This window comes from Streptomyces sp. NPDC056161, from assembly GCF_042268025.1.
Lineage (GTDB): Bacteria > Actinomycetota > Actinomycetes > Streptomycetales > Streptomycetaceae > Streptomyces.
Genome location: NZ_JBHJUV010000021.1, coordinates 148,347 through 165,082 on the forward strand (window position 1 = coordinate 148,347; position 16,736 = coordinate 165,082).

Below are 16,736 nucleotides of genomic sequence, written 5' to 3' on the forward strand. Positions count from 1 at the left end.
GCCTACGGCCTACTCGGGGCTTTCCTCAAGTGCGTGAGCGACTAGGGCGAGCAGAGTCTCGATCACCGATATCCGGCGCCGCGCATCCATGATCATGACAGGTACGTGCGCGGGAACGGTCAACGCCTCCCGTACGTCCTGCGGCTCGAACGGCTCACTGCCCTCGAAGTGGTTGACCGCGACGACATAAGGCACCCCGCAGCTCTCGAAGTAGTCCAACGCCGGGAAGCAGTCCTTGAGCCGGCGGGTGTCGGCGAGCACGACCGCGCCGATCGCGCCGCGCACCAGGTCGTCCCACATGAACCAGAACCGCTGCTGGCCCGGCGTGCCGAACAGGTAGAGCACCAGGTCGTCGTCGAGCGTGAGACGGCCGAAGTCCATGGCCACGGTGGTGGTCTGCTTGGCGGGCGTGGCGGAGATGTCGTCCATGCCCTCGCTCGCCTCGGTCATCAGCGCCTCGGTCTGCAAGGGCCTGATCTCCGAGGCGGCGGTGACCAGCGTGGTCTTGCCGACACCGAAGCCGCCCGATATGACGATCTTGGTGGCGGCGGGCGGCCGGGTGCGATCCGTCTGCCAGGGCTTCAGCTCCTCGTCGGACTCGACGGGGGGAACGACGCCGACGGCGTCAGAGACGACGGAGTCCACTCAAGACCCTTTCCAGCAGCACTCTGTCCGGTCGGCCGGTGCCGTGACCGGTGCCGGTTCCGTACACACGGATCTTTCCCTGGTCCGCGAGGTCGCTCAGGAGCACGCGGACCACGCCGAGCGGCATCTGCAGCAGCGCGGCGATCTCGGCCACCGTACGCATGCGGCGGCACAGTTCGACGATGGCCCGCATCTCCGGCATGACCCGGCTGGGGCGGTCGCCCTGCGTCAGTTCCCTGCGCTCCTCGGCGGGCTCCAGGGCCTCGGTGCTGGCCACGAACGTCTCCACGAGCAGGACGTGGCCGAAGCGGGTACGGCCGCCGGTGAGCGAGTAGGGACGGACCCGGGCGGGCCTGCGGTCGCCGCCGCGGACCGGGAGCTCCTTCGGAGCACCGCTCACCTGCTGCTCCCCGTCGCATCGGACTCCAGGGATTTTCGCAGCTCGCTGCGGAGTTCAGGGGTCAGCACGTGGCCGGCCCGGCCCACGAAGAGCGCCATGTGGTAGGCCACCACGCTCATGTCGCAGGAGGCGGAGCCGTGCACGCCGAGCAGCGAGCCGTCGCTGATCGACATCACGAACAGGCTCCCCTCGTCCATGGCGACCATCGTGTGCTTGACCGCGCCGGAGTCCATCAGCTTGGCCGCGCCCAGGGTGAGGCTGCCGATACCGGAGACGAGCGTGGCGAGGTCGGCGGCGGAACCGCGCGGACCGCTGCGGCGGGGGGACTCGCCGGCCTCCCGGGCCTCGGCGGTGTGGCCGGGGTCGGAGGAGACGAGCAGCAGGCCGTCGGAGGAGACCACCGCGACCGACAGGATGTCCGGCACCTCCTCGATGAGGTTCGTCAGCAGCCAGTGCAGGTTACGGGCCTCACGGCTCAGTCCGAAGGTGCTGGGCGCGGTCAACTGCTTGCCTCCTCGACGGTGCCCCCCGGGGTTTCTCCGGCGGTTCGCTCCGCGGGCCGGTCCGCGGGTGTGCTGGTCCCGGGGGTCTCCCCGGCCATCTCCGCCTCGACCTCGCGGCGGCCGGCCTCCGCTCCGCGGTGGAAGCCGCCGAGTCTGCGGCGCAGCGCGTCGGCGTCCACGGAGCCGGCCGACCGCCGGGGTGCCTGGGCGGGTGCGGTGACCTTCGGGGTGCGTTTGGGCAGGCCCTTCGCGGTGAGCAGGTCGGGCGTGCGCTCGTGGGCCGCCTCGTCGCCGGTACCGCCGACGGCGGACGCACGGACTCCGGCGTCCGCCCCGGGGGTGTGCGGACGCCCGTGGGCACCGTCGGCTGACCGGGGGGCCCCGGACTCTTCCGTGGACCGGGGAGCCGCGGACTCTTCCGTGGACCGGGGAGCCCCTGGCACGTCGATGGGCCGGGCGGGGCCGGGCGCGTCCACGGAGCGGACCTGTTCCGGCGCTTCCGCGGTCCGGGCGGGGCCGGGCGCGGGGTAGCCGTGCGCCTCGTCGCTCGGATCCGGTGCGGAGGCCGGCGCCGGCACCGGTGCCGGTGTGCTCGGCCGGGCCGACGCGGCGTCGACGGCGGCGGGGTCCGGTACCAGCAGCTCCATCGTCGTCTCGGCGAACGACTCCGACGAGACCGCGGGCTCCGGCACGGCGGCGTGCTCCACCGGACCGGTCCGGGCCTCCGTCGCCGCCGAGGGCTCCACCGGGCCGGCGGCCGGGTGCTCCGGGGCCGCCGAGTGCTCCGCGGTCCCGGCCACCGGGTGCTCCGGGGCCGCGGGGGCCGGGTGCTGCGGCGTAGCGGCGGCAGGGTGCTGCGGCGTAGCGGGCCCATGGCCGGGCTCGGTCCGTGCCTGCGCGGGGTCGGCGGGCTGGTCCGTGGCGGCCGCCCGGCTCACGGCGCGTTCCGCCAGCGCCACCAGCGGATCGTCGTCCGGCGCCCGGCCGTGCAGCACATTGGAGTTGACCTCGGCGTCCGCCCCGGGCAGCGAGACCGCCCGGTCGCCGCCGGCCGTGGCCGCAGCGGACGGGACGGACGTCGCCGCGGCGCTCTCCAGCAGGTCCTGGGAGAGCACCACGACCGCCGTCACACCGCCCTGCTTCTGCTCGCGCAGCTGCACCCGGACGCCGTGCCGCTGGGCGAGGCGGGCCACGACGTACAGGCCGAGCCCGAGGCCGTCCTCGCCGTCCTGGCCGTACGACGTGTTCGGGTCGAAGTCGGCGAGGCGGGCGTTGAGCCGCTCCAGGCGGTCACCGGTCATGCCGATGCCCTCGTCCTGCACCGAGAGCATCACCTCGCCGTTCTCCAGCAGCCAGCCGGAGATCTCCACGGGCTGCTCCGGCGGGGAGAACGAGGTGGCGTTCTCCATGAGTTCGGCGAGCAGGTGGGAGATGTCGTCCGCGGCGAAGCCCACCACGTGGGCGTGCGGGGGCAGCGCGGCGATGCGGACCCGCTCGTAGCGTTCGATCTCGCTGACCGCGGCCCGCACCACGTCGACCAGCGGCACCGGTCCCGGGTGGTTCAGGACGCGCTCGGAACCGGCGAGGACCAGCAGGTTCTCGCTGTGCCGGCGCATCACCGTGGTGAAGTGGTCGAGCTTGAAGATGGTGGCCAGCCGGTCGGGGTCCTGCTCGCGCTCCTCCAGGCCCTCGATGACGGCAAGCTGCCGCTCGACCAGGCCGAGCGTGCGCAGCGCCAGGTTCACGAACGTACCGCCGATGCCGGCCCGCAGCTGCTCCAGCTGGGCCTGGGAGACCTGGAGGGCGTCCCGCAGTTCCTGGCGCGCGTCGGCCATCTTCTGGCGCTGCCCGACCAGGTGCTTGCGGTCGGTCTCCAGGGTGGCGACGCGCTCGTGCAGGGCGACGGCACGCGCGTGCAGGGTGTTGACGGAGCGGACGGCCCGTGCGAACTCGTCGTTGCGGCCGGTGAAGGCGATCGGTTCCTCGGCCGTCGGGTCCGCCGCCTCGGCCAGCCGTGCCGAGCCGCGGCGCAGCACCGACAGCGGGCGGGTGAGGGTGCGGGCCAGCGCGGTGGCGACGCCGATGGCGACCAGCAGCAGGGCGCCCAGGGCGGCGGTGCGGATCTCCAGCTCGGTGACGTCGTCGTCGCGCAGCCGGGACAGGTCCTTGGTGCGGTGGTGGTAGAGCGAGGACTCCGCGCCGCGCATCAGGTCGACGCGGGCGGACAGCGCGGCGTCCAGCTTCTTGGTGCTGGTGGCCAGTTCGCCGTCGGAGAGCGTGGGCTGGTCGGTGAGGTCGGCCAGGTCCTTGTCGGCCGCGTCGGCCTCGGGTCCGGTGACCGTGGAGTCGTACGTCGTGACGGCCGTTTCGGGCGCGCCCTCGCGGAAGTCGGCGAGGGCCGCGTCGGCGCGCAGCCGGGCCTGCTGGGCGGCGGCGGTGAGGGCGTCGCGCTGCTTCCTGTCGGCGTCGGAGGTGACCGCGACCGTCGTGGGCAGGCCGGTCAGGGGGTCGATCACCGTCTGGGGGGTGCTCGGCACCTTCAGCGCGGCGAGGAGCAGCCCGCGGGTGGCGGCGGACTGCTGGACCGCGGTGTCCAGCTCGGCGAGCGCGTACGCTCCGGAGCCCGCCCGCGGCGGCATCTGCTCGGCCAGTTCCTCGGCGATCCTGTGCAGGTCGGTGATGACGGCGGTGTAGCCCTCGTGGGCCTCCAGCGCGGTGCCCTTGCCGGTGAGCGCGGCCCGGCGGACGGACGCGATGGTGTCCAGTTCCGAGCGGAGCCCGGCGGGCGTGTCGGTGTCGGCGCGCAACTCCTCGACCTGCTGGTCGACGCGGGCGCCGCGGTCCTCGGAGGGGGTCTTGGACTTGGGCCGGCCCGCCGCGACGAAGGAGGAGACCTCGTCGCGCTCGTCGGCGAGCGCGTGTGCGAGGGTCAGCGCGCTCTCGGTGCGTCCGGCGAGGTTCACCAGTTCCTGGGCGTCGCTCAGTTGCCCGGAGGCGGCGACCAGGGACGGGGCGCCGGCCCCGGCGACGGCCGCGGCCACCACGGCCACGGCGAGGATCAGCCGGTTGCGTACGTGGGTCGGGCGGCCGGTGCCTACGGGGGGCCGCTCGGCGGCGCCCCCTTCGGGGGCCGGCTGTCCGCCTGTGCGCCGAGGCCGCTTCATCTGCACCGGTGCTCGCATTCTTGAACTCGTGTACCCATGGGCCCGGGTGGCTCCCCGCCGTCCCGTTGATCGTCCCGATGCCGAGGTGATGTGTACACCCGGTGCGGTCCGTCCGACCCTCCCAGTGCCGGTGGCCGACGGTCGTGCATCACCTGACCCGCCACCCGAAGGAGTGAACCCTGGAGGGGAGTTGACGGGCAAATTCCACCGGCATGGGCGGGCGGGGGCCGTGGCGGGTCGGCTGGACGCGGACGGCTCGCTTTGGCAGTATGCCCGGCCACGTTTTCGCGGAGCGCTCCATTCCCCCGCAAAACAGGCGCCTGACCTGCGCGGCTGCGCACATTCGGGGGCCGTTGCCACCCTTCCGCAGCCCTTGTGAAGGGCTCGTGCAGACTGGCCGGATGCGTACTGACGTCGTTTCCGAGCCCGGCGACCCCGGCCGGCCCAACGAGGACTTCGCCGGTGTCGGCGCACCAGCCTCAGGACAGGGCGGCTGGGTGGTCGTCCTGGACGGGGTGACCCCGCCGCAGGACGGGACGGGCTGTCTGCATTCCGTCCCCTGGTTCACCGCGCGACTGGGCGGTGCACTGATCGAACTGACCGTTTCCTACCGAGATCTGACGCTGGCGGAGATTCTCTCCCGGGCGATCGCCAGAACCGCCGGCGCACACGCGGACACCTGTGACCTTTCTCACCCACGCACCCCGCAGGCGACCGTCGTCCTGGCCCGCTGGTCGGCGGAGTCACTGGAGTACCTGGTCCTGTCCGACTCCACCCTCCTGCTGGAGTCCCCGGACGGCACGGTCACCCCGGTCCAGGACGACCGCATCGCCCGGCTGCCCCGTTCGTCCCTGGCCACCGACGCCGTGGCGGACGCCACGGTCCGCAACAAGGAGGGCGGTTTCTTCACGGCCGCCGCCGACCCGTCGGTCGCCGCCCGCGCGGTGACGGGGAGCGTGCCCCGCGGCGAGGTCCGCGCCCTGGCCGCGCTGACGGACGGGGCGACACGCTGGGTGGAGAAGTTCCACGAGGGCGACTGGACGGACTGCTTCACTCTGCTGCGGAAAGAGGGCGCACAGGCGTTGATCGACCGGGTGCGGGCCCTGGAGACGACCGACCGCGAGGAGCGCAGGCATCTCGGACGCAGCAAGACACACGACGACGCGACGGCGGTCCATGCCGAACTCCGGCAGCTCCGCACGCCCGCGGCACCGGACCGTGCTCCGCACGGCCCGGCGACGTGCCCTGCCTCCCCCGCCCCGCCTGCTCCGCCCACTTCCCCTACTTCTCGATGACCCCGTTCAGCTTGTGGAGCAGCCGGGCCAGTTCGGCGACCTCGTGCGGGTCCCAGTGGGCGAGCTGGTGGACGTACCGGGCCCGGCGCGCCTCGCGCACCCTGCCGACCCGGCGGCGGCCCTCGTCGGTCAGGTTCACCAGCCAGGCGCGGCCGTCCCCGGGGTCGGGCTCGCGGGCGACCAGGCCCAGCTCCTCCAGGGCCCGCAGCTGGCGGGACATGGTCGCCTTGCCGACGCCGATGTAGGCGGCGAGATCGGTGGCCCGCTGCCGGCCCTGCTCGTCCAGCCGGATCAGCAGGCCGTACGCGGCCGACTCCAGGTCGGGGTGGACCTCCCGGGCCATCTCGCCCTGACTGGCCCGGGCGCGGCGCATCAGGACCGTCATCTCCCGTTCCAGGGACAGGAATTCCTGGTCTGTACCATCCGGCGACACCTCGGCGGCGGCCCGCCGTCCGTCGTCGTTCGCGTCCTCGTGCACGTCAGCACCCCTGATCAATTTCGCGGTCCTGAAAGTTTCTGCCAAGCGTCGCCATCGCCCCAGCTCCGTAAGTATTTCGCAGGCGTAGACCAACGGCAGCCTTCGGGGCCCCTTCCCACGGCCCGGTCTACGTGCGTAGCTTCTCTGCCAGGCCGTTACTGGCATGCTCACGCCATTCGGCCGAGTCGGTCGTCCGCGGTCCCCCCACCACACTCCTCGGAGGCACGCCCATGCCCGTGCACAGACCCGGCACCATCCGCCGCAGGCTCACGGCCCTGTCCGTGACACTGCTGGCCGCCCTGTCCCTCACCCTGCCCCTCACCAGCGCCCAGGCCGCCACCACCCCCGCGCGCGGCTCGGCCCACATGGGCATGGGCGTCCTGGCCCACGACGGCCGCAGCGGCACGCCCAGCACCGGTGACGCCACCCAGACCGAGGGCGTCGACGTCTCCAGCTACCAGGGCAACGTCGCCTGGTCGACGCTGTGGAACAGCGGCGTCAGGTGGGCGTACACGAAGGCGACGGAAGGGACGTACTACACGAACCCTTACTTCACCCAGCAGTACAACGGCTCGTACGACGTCGGCATGATCCGCGGCGCGTACCACTTCGCGACCCCGGACACCACCAGCGGCGCCACCCAGGCCAACTACTTCGTCGACCACGGCGGCGGCTGGTCCAAGGACGGCAAGACCCTCCCGGGCGCCCTGGACATCGAGTGGAACCCGTACGGCGCCTCCTGCTACGGCAAGTCGCAGAGCGCGATGGTGAGCTGGATCGCCGACTTCCTGAACACCTACAAGGCCCGCACCGGCCGCGACGCGGTCATCTACACGGCCACGAGCTGGTGGACCGAGTGCACCGGCAACTACGGCGGCTTCGCGTCCGCCAACCCGCTGTGGATCGCCCGCTACGCCTCCACCGTGGGCACGCTCCCGGCCGGCTGGGGCTTCTACACCATGTGGCAGTACACGTCGTCCGGACCGACGGTCGGGGACCACGACAAGTTCAACGGGGCGCTGGACCGGGTGCAGGCACTCGCGAACGGCTGACCTCCCAGGGCAGGTGAAGGCCCGGGTTCCCGTGCGAGCACGGGAACCCGGGCCTTCCTTCATCCGGCGGCCTCCTCCCCCAGTGCTCAACGCCTGGGAGGTGCCCCCATCGCGGCCACCGGAACCTCCGGCTCCGCGCCGTTCTCCGCGCCGTTCTCCGCGCCGTTCACGGCCGGCGACAGGGCCAGCTCCAGGACCTGGCGGACGTCCGTGACGGCGTGGACGTCGAGCTTGTCCAGCACCTCGGCCGGGACGTCGTCCAGGTCTGCCTCGTTGCGCTTCGGGATGATCACGGTGGTCACCCCGGCCCGGTGCGCGGCCAGCAGCTTCTGCTTCACACCGCCGATCGGCAGCACCCGGCCGGTGAGGGAGACCTCGCCGGTCATCGCCACGTCGGTGCGCACCAGCCGCCCGGACAGCAGCGAGGCCAGGGCCGTGGTCATCGTGACGCCGGCGCTCGGACCGTCCTTCGGCACCGCGCCCGCCGGGAAGTGGATGTGCACGCCCCGGTCCTTCAGATCGCCGACCGGGAGTTCCAGTTCGGCACCGTGCGAGCGCAGGAAGGACAGGGCGATCTGCGCGCTCTCCTTCATCACGTCGCCCAGTTGCCCGGTCAGGGTCAGGCCCGCCGCGCCCGTCTCCGGGTCGGCGAGGGACGCCTCGACGAACAGGACGTCACCGCCCGCTCCGGTGACCGCGAGGCCGGTCGCCACGCCCGGCACGGCCGTGCGGCGCTGAGCCGGGTCCTGGGCGGACTCGGGCACGTGGTGCGGCCGGCCGAGCAGGTCGCGCAGGTCGGCGTCCCGGACGGTGAACGGCAGCTTCCGCTCGCCCAGTTCGTGCTGCGCCGCGACCTTGCGCAGCAGCCGGGCCACGGCCCGCTCCAGGTTGCGCACGCCCGCCTCACGGGTGTACTCGCCGGCCAGCTTGCGCAGGGCGCTCTCGTCGAGGGCGACCTCGTCGTCCGCGAGGCCCGCCCGCTCCAGCTGGCGCGGGAGCAGGTGGTCGCGGGCGATGACGACCTTCTCGTCCTCGGTGTAGCCGTCCAGCCGGACCAGCTCCATGCGGTCGAGCAGGGCCTCCGGGATGGCTTCGAGCACGTTGGCGGTCGCCAGGAAGACGACGTCGCTCAGGTCCAGCTCGACCTCCAGGTAGTGGTCCCGGAACGTGTGGTTCTGCGCCGGGTCCAGGACTTCGAGCAGGGCCGCCGCCGGGTCGCCGCGGAAGTCCGAGCCGACCTTGTCGATCTCGTCCAGCAGGACCACCGGGTTCATCGACCCGGCCTCCTTGACGGCACGCACGATCCGGCCGGGCAGCGCGCCGACGTAGGTGCGCCGGTGGCCGCGGATCTCGGCCTCGTCCCGGACACCGCCGAGGGCGACCCGGACGAACTTGCGGCCCATGGCGTGCGCCACGGACTCGCCCAGCGAGGTCTTGCCGACTCCCGGCGGGCCGACCAGCGCCAGCACGGCACCGCCGCGCCGGCCGCCGATCACACCGAGGCCCCGGTCACCCCGGCGCTTGCGCACCGCCAGGTACTCGGTGATCCGCTCCTTCACGTCCAGGAGGCCCGCGTGCTCGGCGTCCAGGATCGCCTTGGCGCCCTGGATGTCGTACGCGTCCTCGGTCCGCTCGTTCCACGGCAGTTCGAGGACGGTGTCGAGCCAGGTGCGGATCCAGGAGCCCTCCGGGGACTGGTCGCTGGACCGCTCCAGCTTGTCGACCTCCTTCAGGGCGGCCTCGCGGACCTTCTCGGGCAGGTCGGCGGCCTCGACCCGGGCGCGGTAGTCGTCGGACTCCTCCTCGCTGTCCTTCTCGCCGTTCAGCTCGCGCAGCTCCTTGCGGACGGCTTCCAGCTGACGGCGGAGCAGGAACTCGCGCTGCTGCTTGTCGACGCCCTCCTGGACGTCCTTGGCGATGGTCTCGGCCACGTCCTGCTCGGCGAGGTGGTCGCGCAGGTGCTGGGTGGCCAGCTTCAGCCGGGCCACCGGGTCGGCGGTCTCCAGCAGTTCGATCTTCTGGTCGGTGGACAGGAACGGCGAGTAGCCGGAGTTGTCGGCCAGCGCCGAGACGTCGTCGATGGCCTGCACCCGGTCGACGACCTGCCAGGCGCCGCGCTTGCGCAGCCAGGCGGTGGCGAGGGCCTTGTACTCCTTGACCAGTTCGGCGACGTGGCCGGGCAGCGGCTCGGGCACCTGCTCGTCGATCCGGGTCCCCTCGACCCACAGCGCGGCCCCCGGTCCGGTGGTCCCCGCGCCGATCTTCACCCGGCTGAGGCCGCGGATCAGCGCGCCGGGGTCGCCGTCGGCCAGCCGTCCCACCTGCTCGACGGTGCCGAGCACACCGGTGCTCGCGTACGCACCGTCGATGCGCGGGACCAGCAGGACCCGGGGCTTGCCGGGTTCCGCCCGCGCGGCGGCCTGGGCGGCCTCCACCGCGGCGCGTACGTCGGTGTCATTGAGGTCCAGCGGAACCACCATCCCGGGCAGCACGACCTCGTCGTCGAGCGGCAGCACGGGCAGGGCGAGCGGTGTGAACGCCGCGGACTCAGCAGCCATGATCTCCCCTTCGGCAGTCAAGTTGAGCTATGCCGACTCAATGCACAGGGCCCTCCGTATGTTCCCCACCCCCCGTTCGCCCAGAGCGATCACCCCGCCCACACCCCCTGGAGACCCGCGGAGCCGCACAACAGGGGCGCGGGGAACTGCACAACCGACCACAACCCACCCGCACCCGACCCACCTCACCCGCACCCCACAGGGGCGCGGGGAACCGCGCGACAGACCACGACGCACCCGCACCGCTCCCACCGCAGAACCCCCTCACAGGGGCGCGGGGAATCACGCAAACCGGCCCAGAACCCACGTCACACCGCCGGACTGATCCCCACCACCGCAAGCCGGAACATCCGCTCCGCCGCCCCCCGGGGATCCGGCCGGCCCTCCGTCGCCAGCACCACCCCGACGACGAGCGTGATCAATTCCGCGACGGTGACGTCCGCCGCCACCGCCCCGTCCCGCACGGCACGCCGCAGCAACGGCTCCCCCGCCTCCTCCAGCTTCGTCGCGCAGGAGTTCTCGTACACCGAGTCGGGCCCGGCCCCCTCGTAGGCCAGCGCCGCCGCCAGCCCTCGCGCGGACGCGGAGTAGACGACGACGTCGCCCAGCCAGGACAGCAGCGCGCTGCGGCTGTCGCTCTCGCCGGTCAGCTCCCGCGCGCGGGCGCACAGCGCCTCGATCCGCTGCCGGGAAACCGCTTCCAGCAGGGCACGACGCGTGGGGAAGTGGCGGCGCACGGTCGCCGAGCCGACCCCCGCGATGCGGGCGATCTGCTCCAGGGAGGCGCCGGACCCGTGGGCGCCGACCTCCTCCTCGGCCACGGCGAGGATGCGCGCGTAGTTGCGGCGCGCGTCCGCACGCCGGGTGTCAGGCATGGCGTCATCTCCAGGTTTGCTAAACGGCGGGCCCCGCCATATCGTACCGCGAAGAAAACGGCGGCCCCCGCCGTTTTCTCGCCGAGCAGAGCACCGGAGGAGACCCATGTCCGCAGACCCCGCACCCGTCCTGGTCACCGGTGCCACCGGCAGACAGGGCGGAGCGACCGCCCGCGCCCTGCTCGCGGCGGGTGTTCCCGTCCGCGCCCTGGTGCGTGACACGAGCACCGACCGGGCCAGGGCCGTCGAAGCGCTCGGCGCCGAACTGGTCACCGGCGACCTCCACGACCGCGCCTCGGTGGTCCGGGCCGCCGAGGGGGCCCGCGCCGTCTTCTCCGTGCAGATGCCCGCCCTGACCGCGGAAGGCTTCGACTTCGACGGGGAGGTGGCCCAGGGCGTCAACCTCATCGAGGGCGCGCGGGCGGCCGGAGTGCCGCAGTTCGTGCACACGTCCGTCAGCGGCGCCGGGCAGCACACCCGGACGCCCGGCTGGACCGCGGGCCGCTGGGGGACGCTGGAAGCCAGCCTGGGCGCCAAGAGCGCCGTCCAGGACCGGCTCCGCGAGGCCGGATTCGCGCACTGGACCCTCCTCAAGCCCGGCTTTTTCATGGAGAACTTCCTCCCCTCCATGGCCTTCCTGTTCCCGCGCGGCGTCGAGGGCGGCCTGGTGAGCGTCCTGAACCCCGGTACCCGGCTGTCGCTCGCCGCGGTGGACGACATCGGCGCGACGGCCGCCGCGGCCGTCGCGGCACCCGAGCGGTTCGACGGGGTCGAGCTGGAGCTGGCGAGCGACTACCTGTCGATGACGGAGATCGCCGAGGTGCTCTCCCGCGCGCTGGGCGTCCCGCTGTCCGCGCCGGACATGACCGAGGAGGAGGCCCTGGCCGCCGGGATGCCGCCGATGGGCGCCGCGCACGCGTGGATGAACGTGGCCGGCCAGCCCGCCCGCCCCGAGTACGCGAGCGCCCTCGGCATCCCGCTCACCGGTTTCGCGCAATGGACCCGGCGGCACCTGCGGCCCACGGCCTGACCCGGCCCCGGCGGGACCGTGGCGGCGGGCCGGCCGCAGAGCGGGGAACCGGGTTCAGCGGGGGACGCGTGCTCCGGCGTCGCCCGCAGGGGCCACCTCGCCGACCGCGACCACGGCAGCCACGGCGGCCTCGGCGGCGGTGTTGCGCGAGCGCTGCCAGTACCGCACCAGGGGCCAGGTCGCGACGCCGATGACCAGCGAGATGAGGTGGCCCCAGCCGGTCATCGGATCCGTGAACGCGATCAGGTTCCCGGCGATCGTCGCGCCGATCAGGCCGAGCAGGATCCAGCGCAGCCAGGGAGTGACCAGCCCGGCCAGGGCGCCGGTGGCGGCGGCCACGCCGAAGCTGATGCCGTAGTCGAGGCGGTGCAGCGAGGTGGCGGGCAGATGTCCCGCCAGCACCGCGAGCCCCACGGGCACCTCGGTCGCCAGGGTGGCCAGGATGTGCCCGAGCAGGAAGACACCGGCCGCGCGCAGGGCGCCGACCCGCCGCTCCAGCGCGGTCAGGACCAGCAGGAAGCCGAGCACGTACGGCGTGAACACCCCGCCCGCGATCCACAGCGCGCTCGCCACCAGCACGCTCATGGGGGTGCGCACCAGGTGGGCCACGTCCGTGCTGGAGCCCTGCTGGAGGGCGTGCACGAGGGACGGGTCGGCGACGGAGGCGACCAGCGAGGTCACGGCGAGCACGGCCGCGTAGGCGAAGGTGAAGGGCGTGGCGGCCGGGGTGGGCAGCAGCAGCCAGGGGCGGCGGACGGACGGCAGCCGATCGGACGGCACCCGGGCGGGCGCGGCTTCGGCGGGCAGTGCCGCCGGCCGTGCACGCCGCTGGTGCGGCATCCCGCCCAGCAGCCCGGCCGTACCGGTTCCGGGCGGACCCACCGCCTCCGCAACCCGCGGCGGACCCGAGGCGTCCGCGGCCGGAGGCGGACCGGAAGCGTCCGGGGCGCGGCGCGGACCCGAGGCGTCCGGAGTCCAGGACGGGCCCGAGACCTCCGGCAGGGGCGTGGGCGGGGCGGCCGTCGTCGCGGCCGCCGCGGTCTCGTCCACCGTGCGGCGCTCCTTCCGTTGCGCCCCACCCTTCGCGCCCCGGTGACCTCTGTCTATGACCGACGCCACCTGAGGCCCGGATTCACAGGATGTGCAGAGCCGACGGCTGCTCCGTACGGGAACGCGGCCGTGGGCCGAACACTCCATCGGATGAGAAGTGCCGCCGACGGGGTTGACCGCGCGAGCGGGTCCGAGCGGGCCGGCGGTCGTCATCGGACAGCGCGTGGAGGCTGCCCGCGCACGTGCGGCTCCGCGCGTGCGGACGGCGCCGGGCACGGTCCGCGGGCGCGGTCACCAGCGGCGGGGCGGACCCGCGGGCGTGGTCCGAGGCGTCGGGCAGGATGGGGGCATGACCGCCGCCTACGACACTCCCGAAGTCCTGGACCGCCGCGAGGGCCCGTACGGCGAGGTGGTCCTGCGTCGGCACGGTCCGCTGCTCCAGATCATCGCCAACGGCTGTTTCCTGATGGACACTTCCGACGGCCGCTCGGAACGGCTGCTCGTGGACGCCGCGCTGGAGGCGCTGGACGGGCGGGCGGCGCCCGAGGTGCTGATCGGCGGGCTGGGGGTCGGGTTCTCGCTCGCACACGCGGCCGCGAACCCCCGCTGGGGCCGGATCACGGTCGTGGAACGGGAACCCGCGGTCGTCGCCTGGCACCGCGCGGGACCGCTCGCGGAGATGTCCGCCGCGGCCCTGGCCGATCCGCGCACCCACATCGTGGAAACCGACCTGGTGGCGTACGTGCGTGAGACCTCCGCCGCCTTCGACGCGCTGTGCCTGGACATCGACAACGGGCCCGGCTGGACGGTCACCGAGGACAACGGCGGGCTGTACACACCGGCCGGACTGGCCGACTGCGCACGTGTGTTGCGGCCCGGTGGGGTGCTCGCCGTCTGGTCCGCCGAACCGTCTCCGAAATTTGAAGGATCCTTGCAGAATGCCGGGTTCCAACGGGTGCGTACCGAAGAGATCCCCGTTGCCCGGGGCGTTCCGGACGCCGTGCATCTCGCCGTACGACCTGGATAGCGACGGCCCGCTGAATCACCGTAGTGTGCTTCCCTGACGCGGATCATTCAAGCGTCAATAGCAGTCATGGGATCACCCCACGGATTCCGGAAAGCACACTTCAGGGGCGGGCGATGGAGCAGACACATACCTCCCACAACGGCACGGCGACGGCCGGGCCGGGCGCGCAGCGCAGGGTCCTGGTCGTCGAGGACGACCAGACGATCGTCGACGCCATCGCGGCCCGCCTGCGCGCCGAGGGTTTCCTCGTGCAGACCGCGGGCGACGGTCCGGCCGCCGTCGACACGGCCGAGGCTTGGCAGCCGGACCTGCTGATCCTCGACATCATGCTGCCCGGCTTCGACGGCCTGGAGGTCTGCCGCCGCGTGCAGGCCCAGCGCCCGGTGCCGGTGCTGATGCTCACCGCGCGGGACGACGAGACCGACATGCTGGTCGGGCTCGGGGTCGGGGCGGACGACTACATGACCAAGCCGTTCTCCATGCGCGAGTTGGCCGCGCGGGTGCACGTGCTGCTGCGCCGGGTGGAGCGGGCCGCGCTGGCCGCGGCGACTCCGCGGTCGGGCATCCTGCGCCTCGGCGAACTGGAGATCGACCACGCGCAGCGCCGGGTGCGGGTGCGCAGCGAGGACGTGCACCTCACCCCGACCGAGTTCGACCTGCTGGTCTGTCTGGCGAACACCCCGCGCGCGGTGCTCTCCCGCGAGCAGTTGCTCGCGGAGGTCTGGGACTGGGCCGACGCCTCCGGCACGCGGACCGTCGACAGTCACATCAAGGCGCTGCGCCGGAAGATCGGCGCCGAGCGGATCCGCACCGTGCACGGTGTGGGCTACGCGCTGGAGACGCCGACGCCATGAGCGAGGGGCGGTCGGCCGCGCGGAGGAGCCCCGTGGAGCCCTGGGGCGGCGTACGCCCGTTCTCGATCAAGACCAAGCTGGGTGCGCTGGTCGTCATCTCGGTGCTGATCACGACAGGTCTGTCGATGATCGCGGTGCAGACGAAGACGGAGCTGCGCTTCATCACGGTCTTCTCGATGATCGCCACTTTGCTGATCACCCAGTTCGTGGCGCTGTCCCTCACCGCGCCGCTGGACGAGATGAACGCGGTGGCCCGGTCCATCTCGCACGGCGACTACACGCGCCGGGTGCGCGAGAACCGCCGTGACGAGCTGGGCGACCTGGCCCAGACGATCAACATCATGGCGGACGAGCTGGAGGCGCAGGACCGGCAGCGCAAGGAGTTGGTGGCAAACGTCTCACACGAGCTGCGCACGCCCATCGCGGGCCTGCGGGCGGTGCTGGAGAACGTCGTGGACGGCATCGCCGAGCCGGACACCGAGACCATGCGTACGGCGCTCAGGCAGACGGAGCGGCTCGGCCGCCTCGTGGAGACGCTGCTCGACCTGTCCCGGCTGGACAACGGGGTCGTGCCGCTGCGCAAGCGGCGGTTCGAGGTGTGGCCGTACCTGTCGGGGGTGCTGAAGGAGGCCAACATGGTCGCCTCCGCGCGCGCGGGCATCGCCTCCGGCTCGGGCAGCCACACCCGGACCGACGTCCATCTGCACCTGGACGTCTCGCCGCCGGAGCTGACGGTGCTCGCCGACCCGGAGCGCATCCACCAGGTCGTCGCGAACCTCATCGACAACGCCGTCAAGCACAGCCCGCCGCACGGCCGGGTCACCCTGCGGGCGCGGCGCGGGACGCATCCCGACTCGCTGGACCTCGAAGTCCTCGACGAGGGCCCCGGCATTCCGCGCTCGGAGTGGCACAGGGTCTTCGAGCGGTTCAACCGCGGCGCCGTCAGCCGCCCGCACGGTCCGGGCAGCGACGGCGGCACGGGGCTCGGCCTGGCGATCGCCCGCTGGGCGGTCGATCTCCACGGCGGCCGGATCGGCGTGGCCGAATCCGAGCGGGGCTGTCGGATCCTTGTCACTCTTCCGGGAGAGCCTTCTCTCCCAAGTTGACGTAAAGTTCGAAGCGGAACCACAAGATCCACGCGCCTTCCCACGGACAGGCGCGTGCGGTCCGCGCACGCCTGCGCGGATGCGCGCCCACGGGCCCGGGGCCGGACACTCCATTCGTAGCCGAACCACGCTTGTTTCCCGCCATTTGAAGGCTCGAAACCCGGTTTCTGATGTGACTTACACGACGATGAACCGGTCCGACCTGACCTTCAGGGTCGCGGAGGCGTAGCCTTTATTCCCGCTGTCCATCACCTTGTGAAGCGGAAGAGGGCGGTTGCCGCCGTGTCGCCACAGTCAGCCAGTAATTCGAGCTCTCCCAGCCTTCGGCCGGGCGGTTCCACCACGACCGACGAGCCGGCCGGGAAGAATCCCGCAGCCGCGTTCGGCGCCAATGAGTGGCTAGTCGACGAGATCTATCAGCAGTACCTCCAGGACCCGAATTCGGTAGACCGCGCCTGGTGGGACTTCTTCGCCGACTACAAGCCGGGAGCGGCTGCCGCCCCGGCTCAGGCGGGTGCTGCGGCCGCGGGGGCCGCAGAGACCTCCCCCACGCTCGCATCCGCTCACGCGGGGGAACCCGCATCGGCTGCCCCGGCCCAGCCCGCCGCACCGGTCGCGCCCGCGGCGCCCGCTCCGGCCGCCCCGCAGCCCGCGGCCGCCGCCCCGGCTCCGGCGCCGGCCCAGGCCGCCCCGCAGCCC

At 72.8% G+C, this 16,736-nt stretch carries 14 protein-coding genes and 1 pseudogene; 7 read left to right on the forward strand and 8 right to left on the reverse strand.

The window, feature by feature from the left end:
* Positions 1-9 precede the first annotated feature (9 nt).
* The 4 genes from ACFC09_RS21250 to ACFC09_RS21265 are packed head-to-tail and all read right to left on the reverse strand — an operon-like array spanning position 10 to position 4,730.
* Positions 10-645, reverse strand: a complete 636-nt coding sequence (locus tag ACFC09_RS21250) for an ATP/GTP-binding protein (protein WP_376530503.1) — start codon at positions 643-645, stop codon at positions 10-12.
* Positions 626-1,045: a DUF742 domain-containing protein gene (locus ACFC09_RS21255; protein WP_376530506.1), complete on the reverse strand. Its 420-nt coding sequence runs from the start codon at positions 1,043-1,045 to the stop codon at positions 626-628. Before ACFC09_RS21255 ends, ACFC09_RS21250 begins: the two co-directional genes overlap by 20 nt.
* Entirely contained in the window at positions 1,042-1,548 is a 507-nt protein-coding gene (locus tag ACFC09_RS21260) for a roadblock/LC7 domain-containing protein (protein WP_376530509.1), read from the reverse strand. Before ACFC09_RS21260 ends, ACFC09_RS21255 begins: the two co-directional genes overlap by 4 nt.
* The gene (locus ACFC09_RS21265; RefSeq protein WP_376530511.1) at positions 1,545-4,730 is read right to left on the reverse strand and encodes a nitrate- and nitrite sensing domain-containing protein; all 3,186 of its coding nucleotides are present in this window, start codon (positions 4,728-4,730) and stop codon (positions 1,545-1,547) included. The genes ACFC09_RS21260 and ACFC09_RS21265 overlap by 4 nt, the downstream gene beginning before the upstream one ends.
* Positions 4,731-5,113: 383 nt before the next feature.
* On the opposite strand from ACFC09_RS21265, the gene ACFC09_RS21270 reads away from it, so the two are divergent.
* A complete protein-coding gene (locus ACFC09_RS21270; protein ID WP_376530513.1) occupies positions 5,114-6,007 on the forward strand; it encodes a hypothetical protein in 894 nt (297 codons plus the stop codon).
* Here the strand turns inward: ACFC09_RS21270 and ACFC09_RS21275 are convergent.
* Entirely contained in the window at positions 5,994-6,485 is a 492-nt protein-coding gene (locus tag ACFC09_RS21275) for a MarR family winged helix-turn-helix transcriptional regulator (protein ID WP_376530515.1), read from the reverse strand. The genes ACFC09_RS21270 and ACFC09_RS21275 overlap by 14 nt on opposite strands.
* Before the next feature lie 230 nt (positions 6,486-6,715).
* On the opposite strand from ACFC09_RS21275, the gene ACFC09_RS21280 reads away from it, so the two are divergent.
* Positions 6,716-7,537, forward strand: coding sequence for a lysozyme (locus ACFC09_RS21280; protein ID WP_376530517.1), 822 nt, complete (start codon positions 6,716-6,718; stop codon positions 7,535-7,537).
* A gap of 86 nt (positions 7,538-7,623) precedes the next feature.
* Here the strand turns inward: ACFC09_RS21280 and lon are convergent, their stop codons facing one another.
* Positions 7,624-10,095, reverse strand: a complete 2,472-nt coding sequence (gene lon / locus ACFC09_RS21285) for an endopeptidase La (RefSeq protein WP_376530519.1) — start codon at positions 10,093-10,095, stop codon at positions 7,624-7,626.
* A gap of 308 nt (positions 10,096-10,403) precedes the next feature.
* A complete protein-coding gene (locus tag ACFC09_RS21290) occupies positions 10,404-10,970 on the reverse strand; it encodes a TetR/AcrR family transcriptional regulator (RefSeq protein ID WP_376530521.1) in 567 nt (188 codons plus the stop codon).
* Positions 10,971-11,076: 106 nt separating this feature from the next.
* On the opposite strand from ACFC09_RS21290, the gene ACFC09_RS21295 reads away from it, so the two are divergent.
* The gene (locus tag ACFC09_RS21295) at positions 11,077-12,000 is read left to right on the forward strand and encodes an NmrA family NAD(P)-binding protein (protein WP_376530523.1); all 924 of its coding nucleotides are present in this window, start codon (positions 11,077-11,079) and stop codon (positions 11,998-12,000) included.
* Between the two features lie 54 nt (positions 12,001-12,054).
* Here ACFC09_RS21295 and ACFC09_RS21300 read toward each other — a convergent pair whose 3' ends face one another.
* The gene (locus ACFC09_RS21300) at positions 12,055-13,050 is read right to left on the reverse strand and encodes a rhomboid-like protein (protein ID WP_376530526.1); all 996 of its coding nucleotides are present in this window, start codon (positions 13,048-13,050) and stop codon (positions 12,055-12,057) included.
* A gap of 349 nt (positions 13,051-13,399) precedes the next feature.
* On the opposite strand from ACFC09_RS21300, the gene ACFC09_RS21305 reads away from it, so the two are divergent.
* The 4 genes and pseudogenes from ACFC09_RS21305 to kgd form a co-directional block, all read left to right on the forward strand.
* Entirely contained in the window at positions 13,400-14,077 is a 678-nt protein-coding gene (locus ACFC09_RS21305; RefSeq protein WP_376530529.1) for a spermidine synthase, read from the forward strand.
* Positions 14,078-14,190: 113 nt separating this feature from the next.
* The gene (locus ACFC09_RS21310; RefSeq protein WP_376530531.1) at positions 14,191-14,931 is read left to right on the forward strand and encodes a response regulator transcription factor; all 741 of its coding nucleotides are present in this window, start codon (positions 14,191-14,193) and stop codon (positions 14,929-14,931) included.
* A complete protein-coding gene (locus ACFC09_RS21315) occupies positions 14,928-16,037 on the forward strand; it encodes a sensor histidine kinase (RefSeq protein ID WP_376530534.1) in 1,110 nt (369 codons plus the stop codon). The genes ACFC09_RS21310 and ACFC09_RS21315 overlap by 4 nt, the downstream gene beginning before the upstream one ends.
* Positions 16,038-16,319: 282 nt before the next feature.
* A pseudogene (kgd, locus tag ACFC09_RS21320) lies at positions 16,320-16,736 on the forward strand (multifunctional oxoglutarate decarboxylase/oxoglutarate dehydrogenase thiamine pyrophosphate-binding subunit/dihydrolipoyllysine-residue succinyltransferase subunit); the annotation flags it as partial.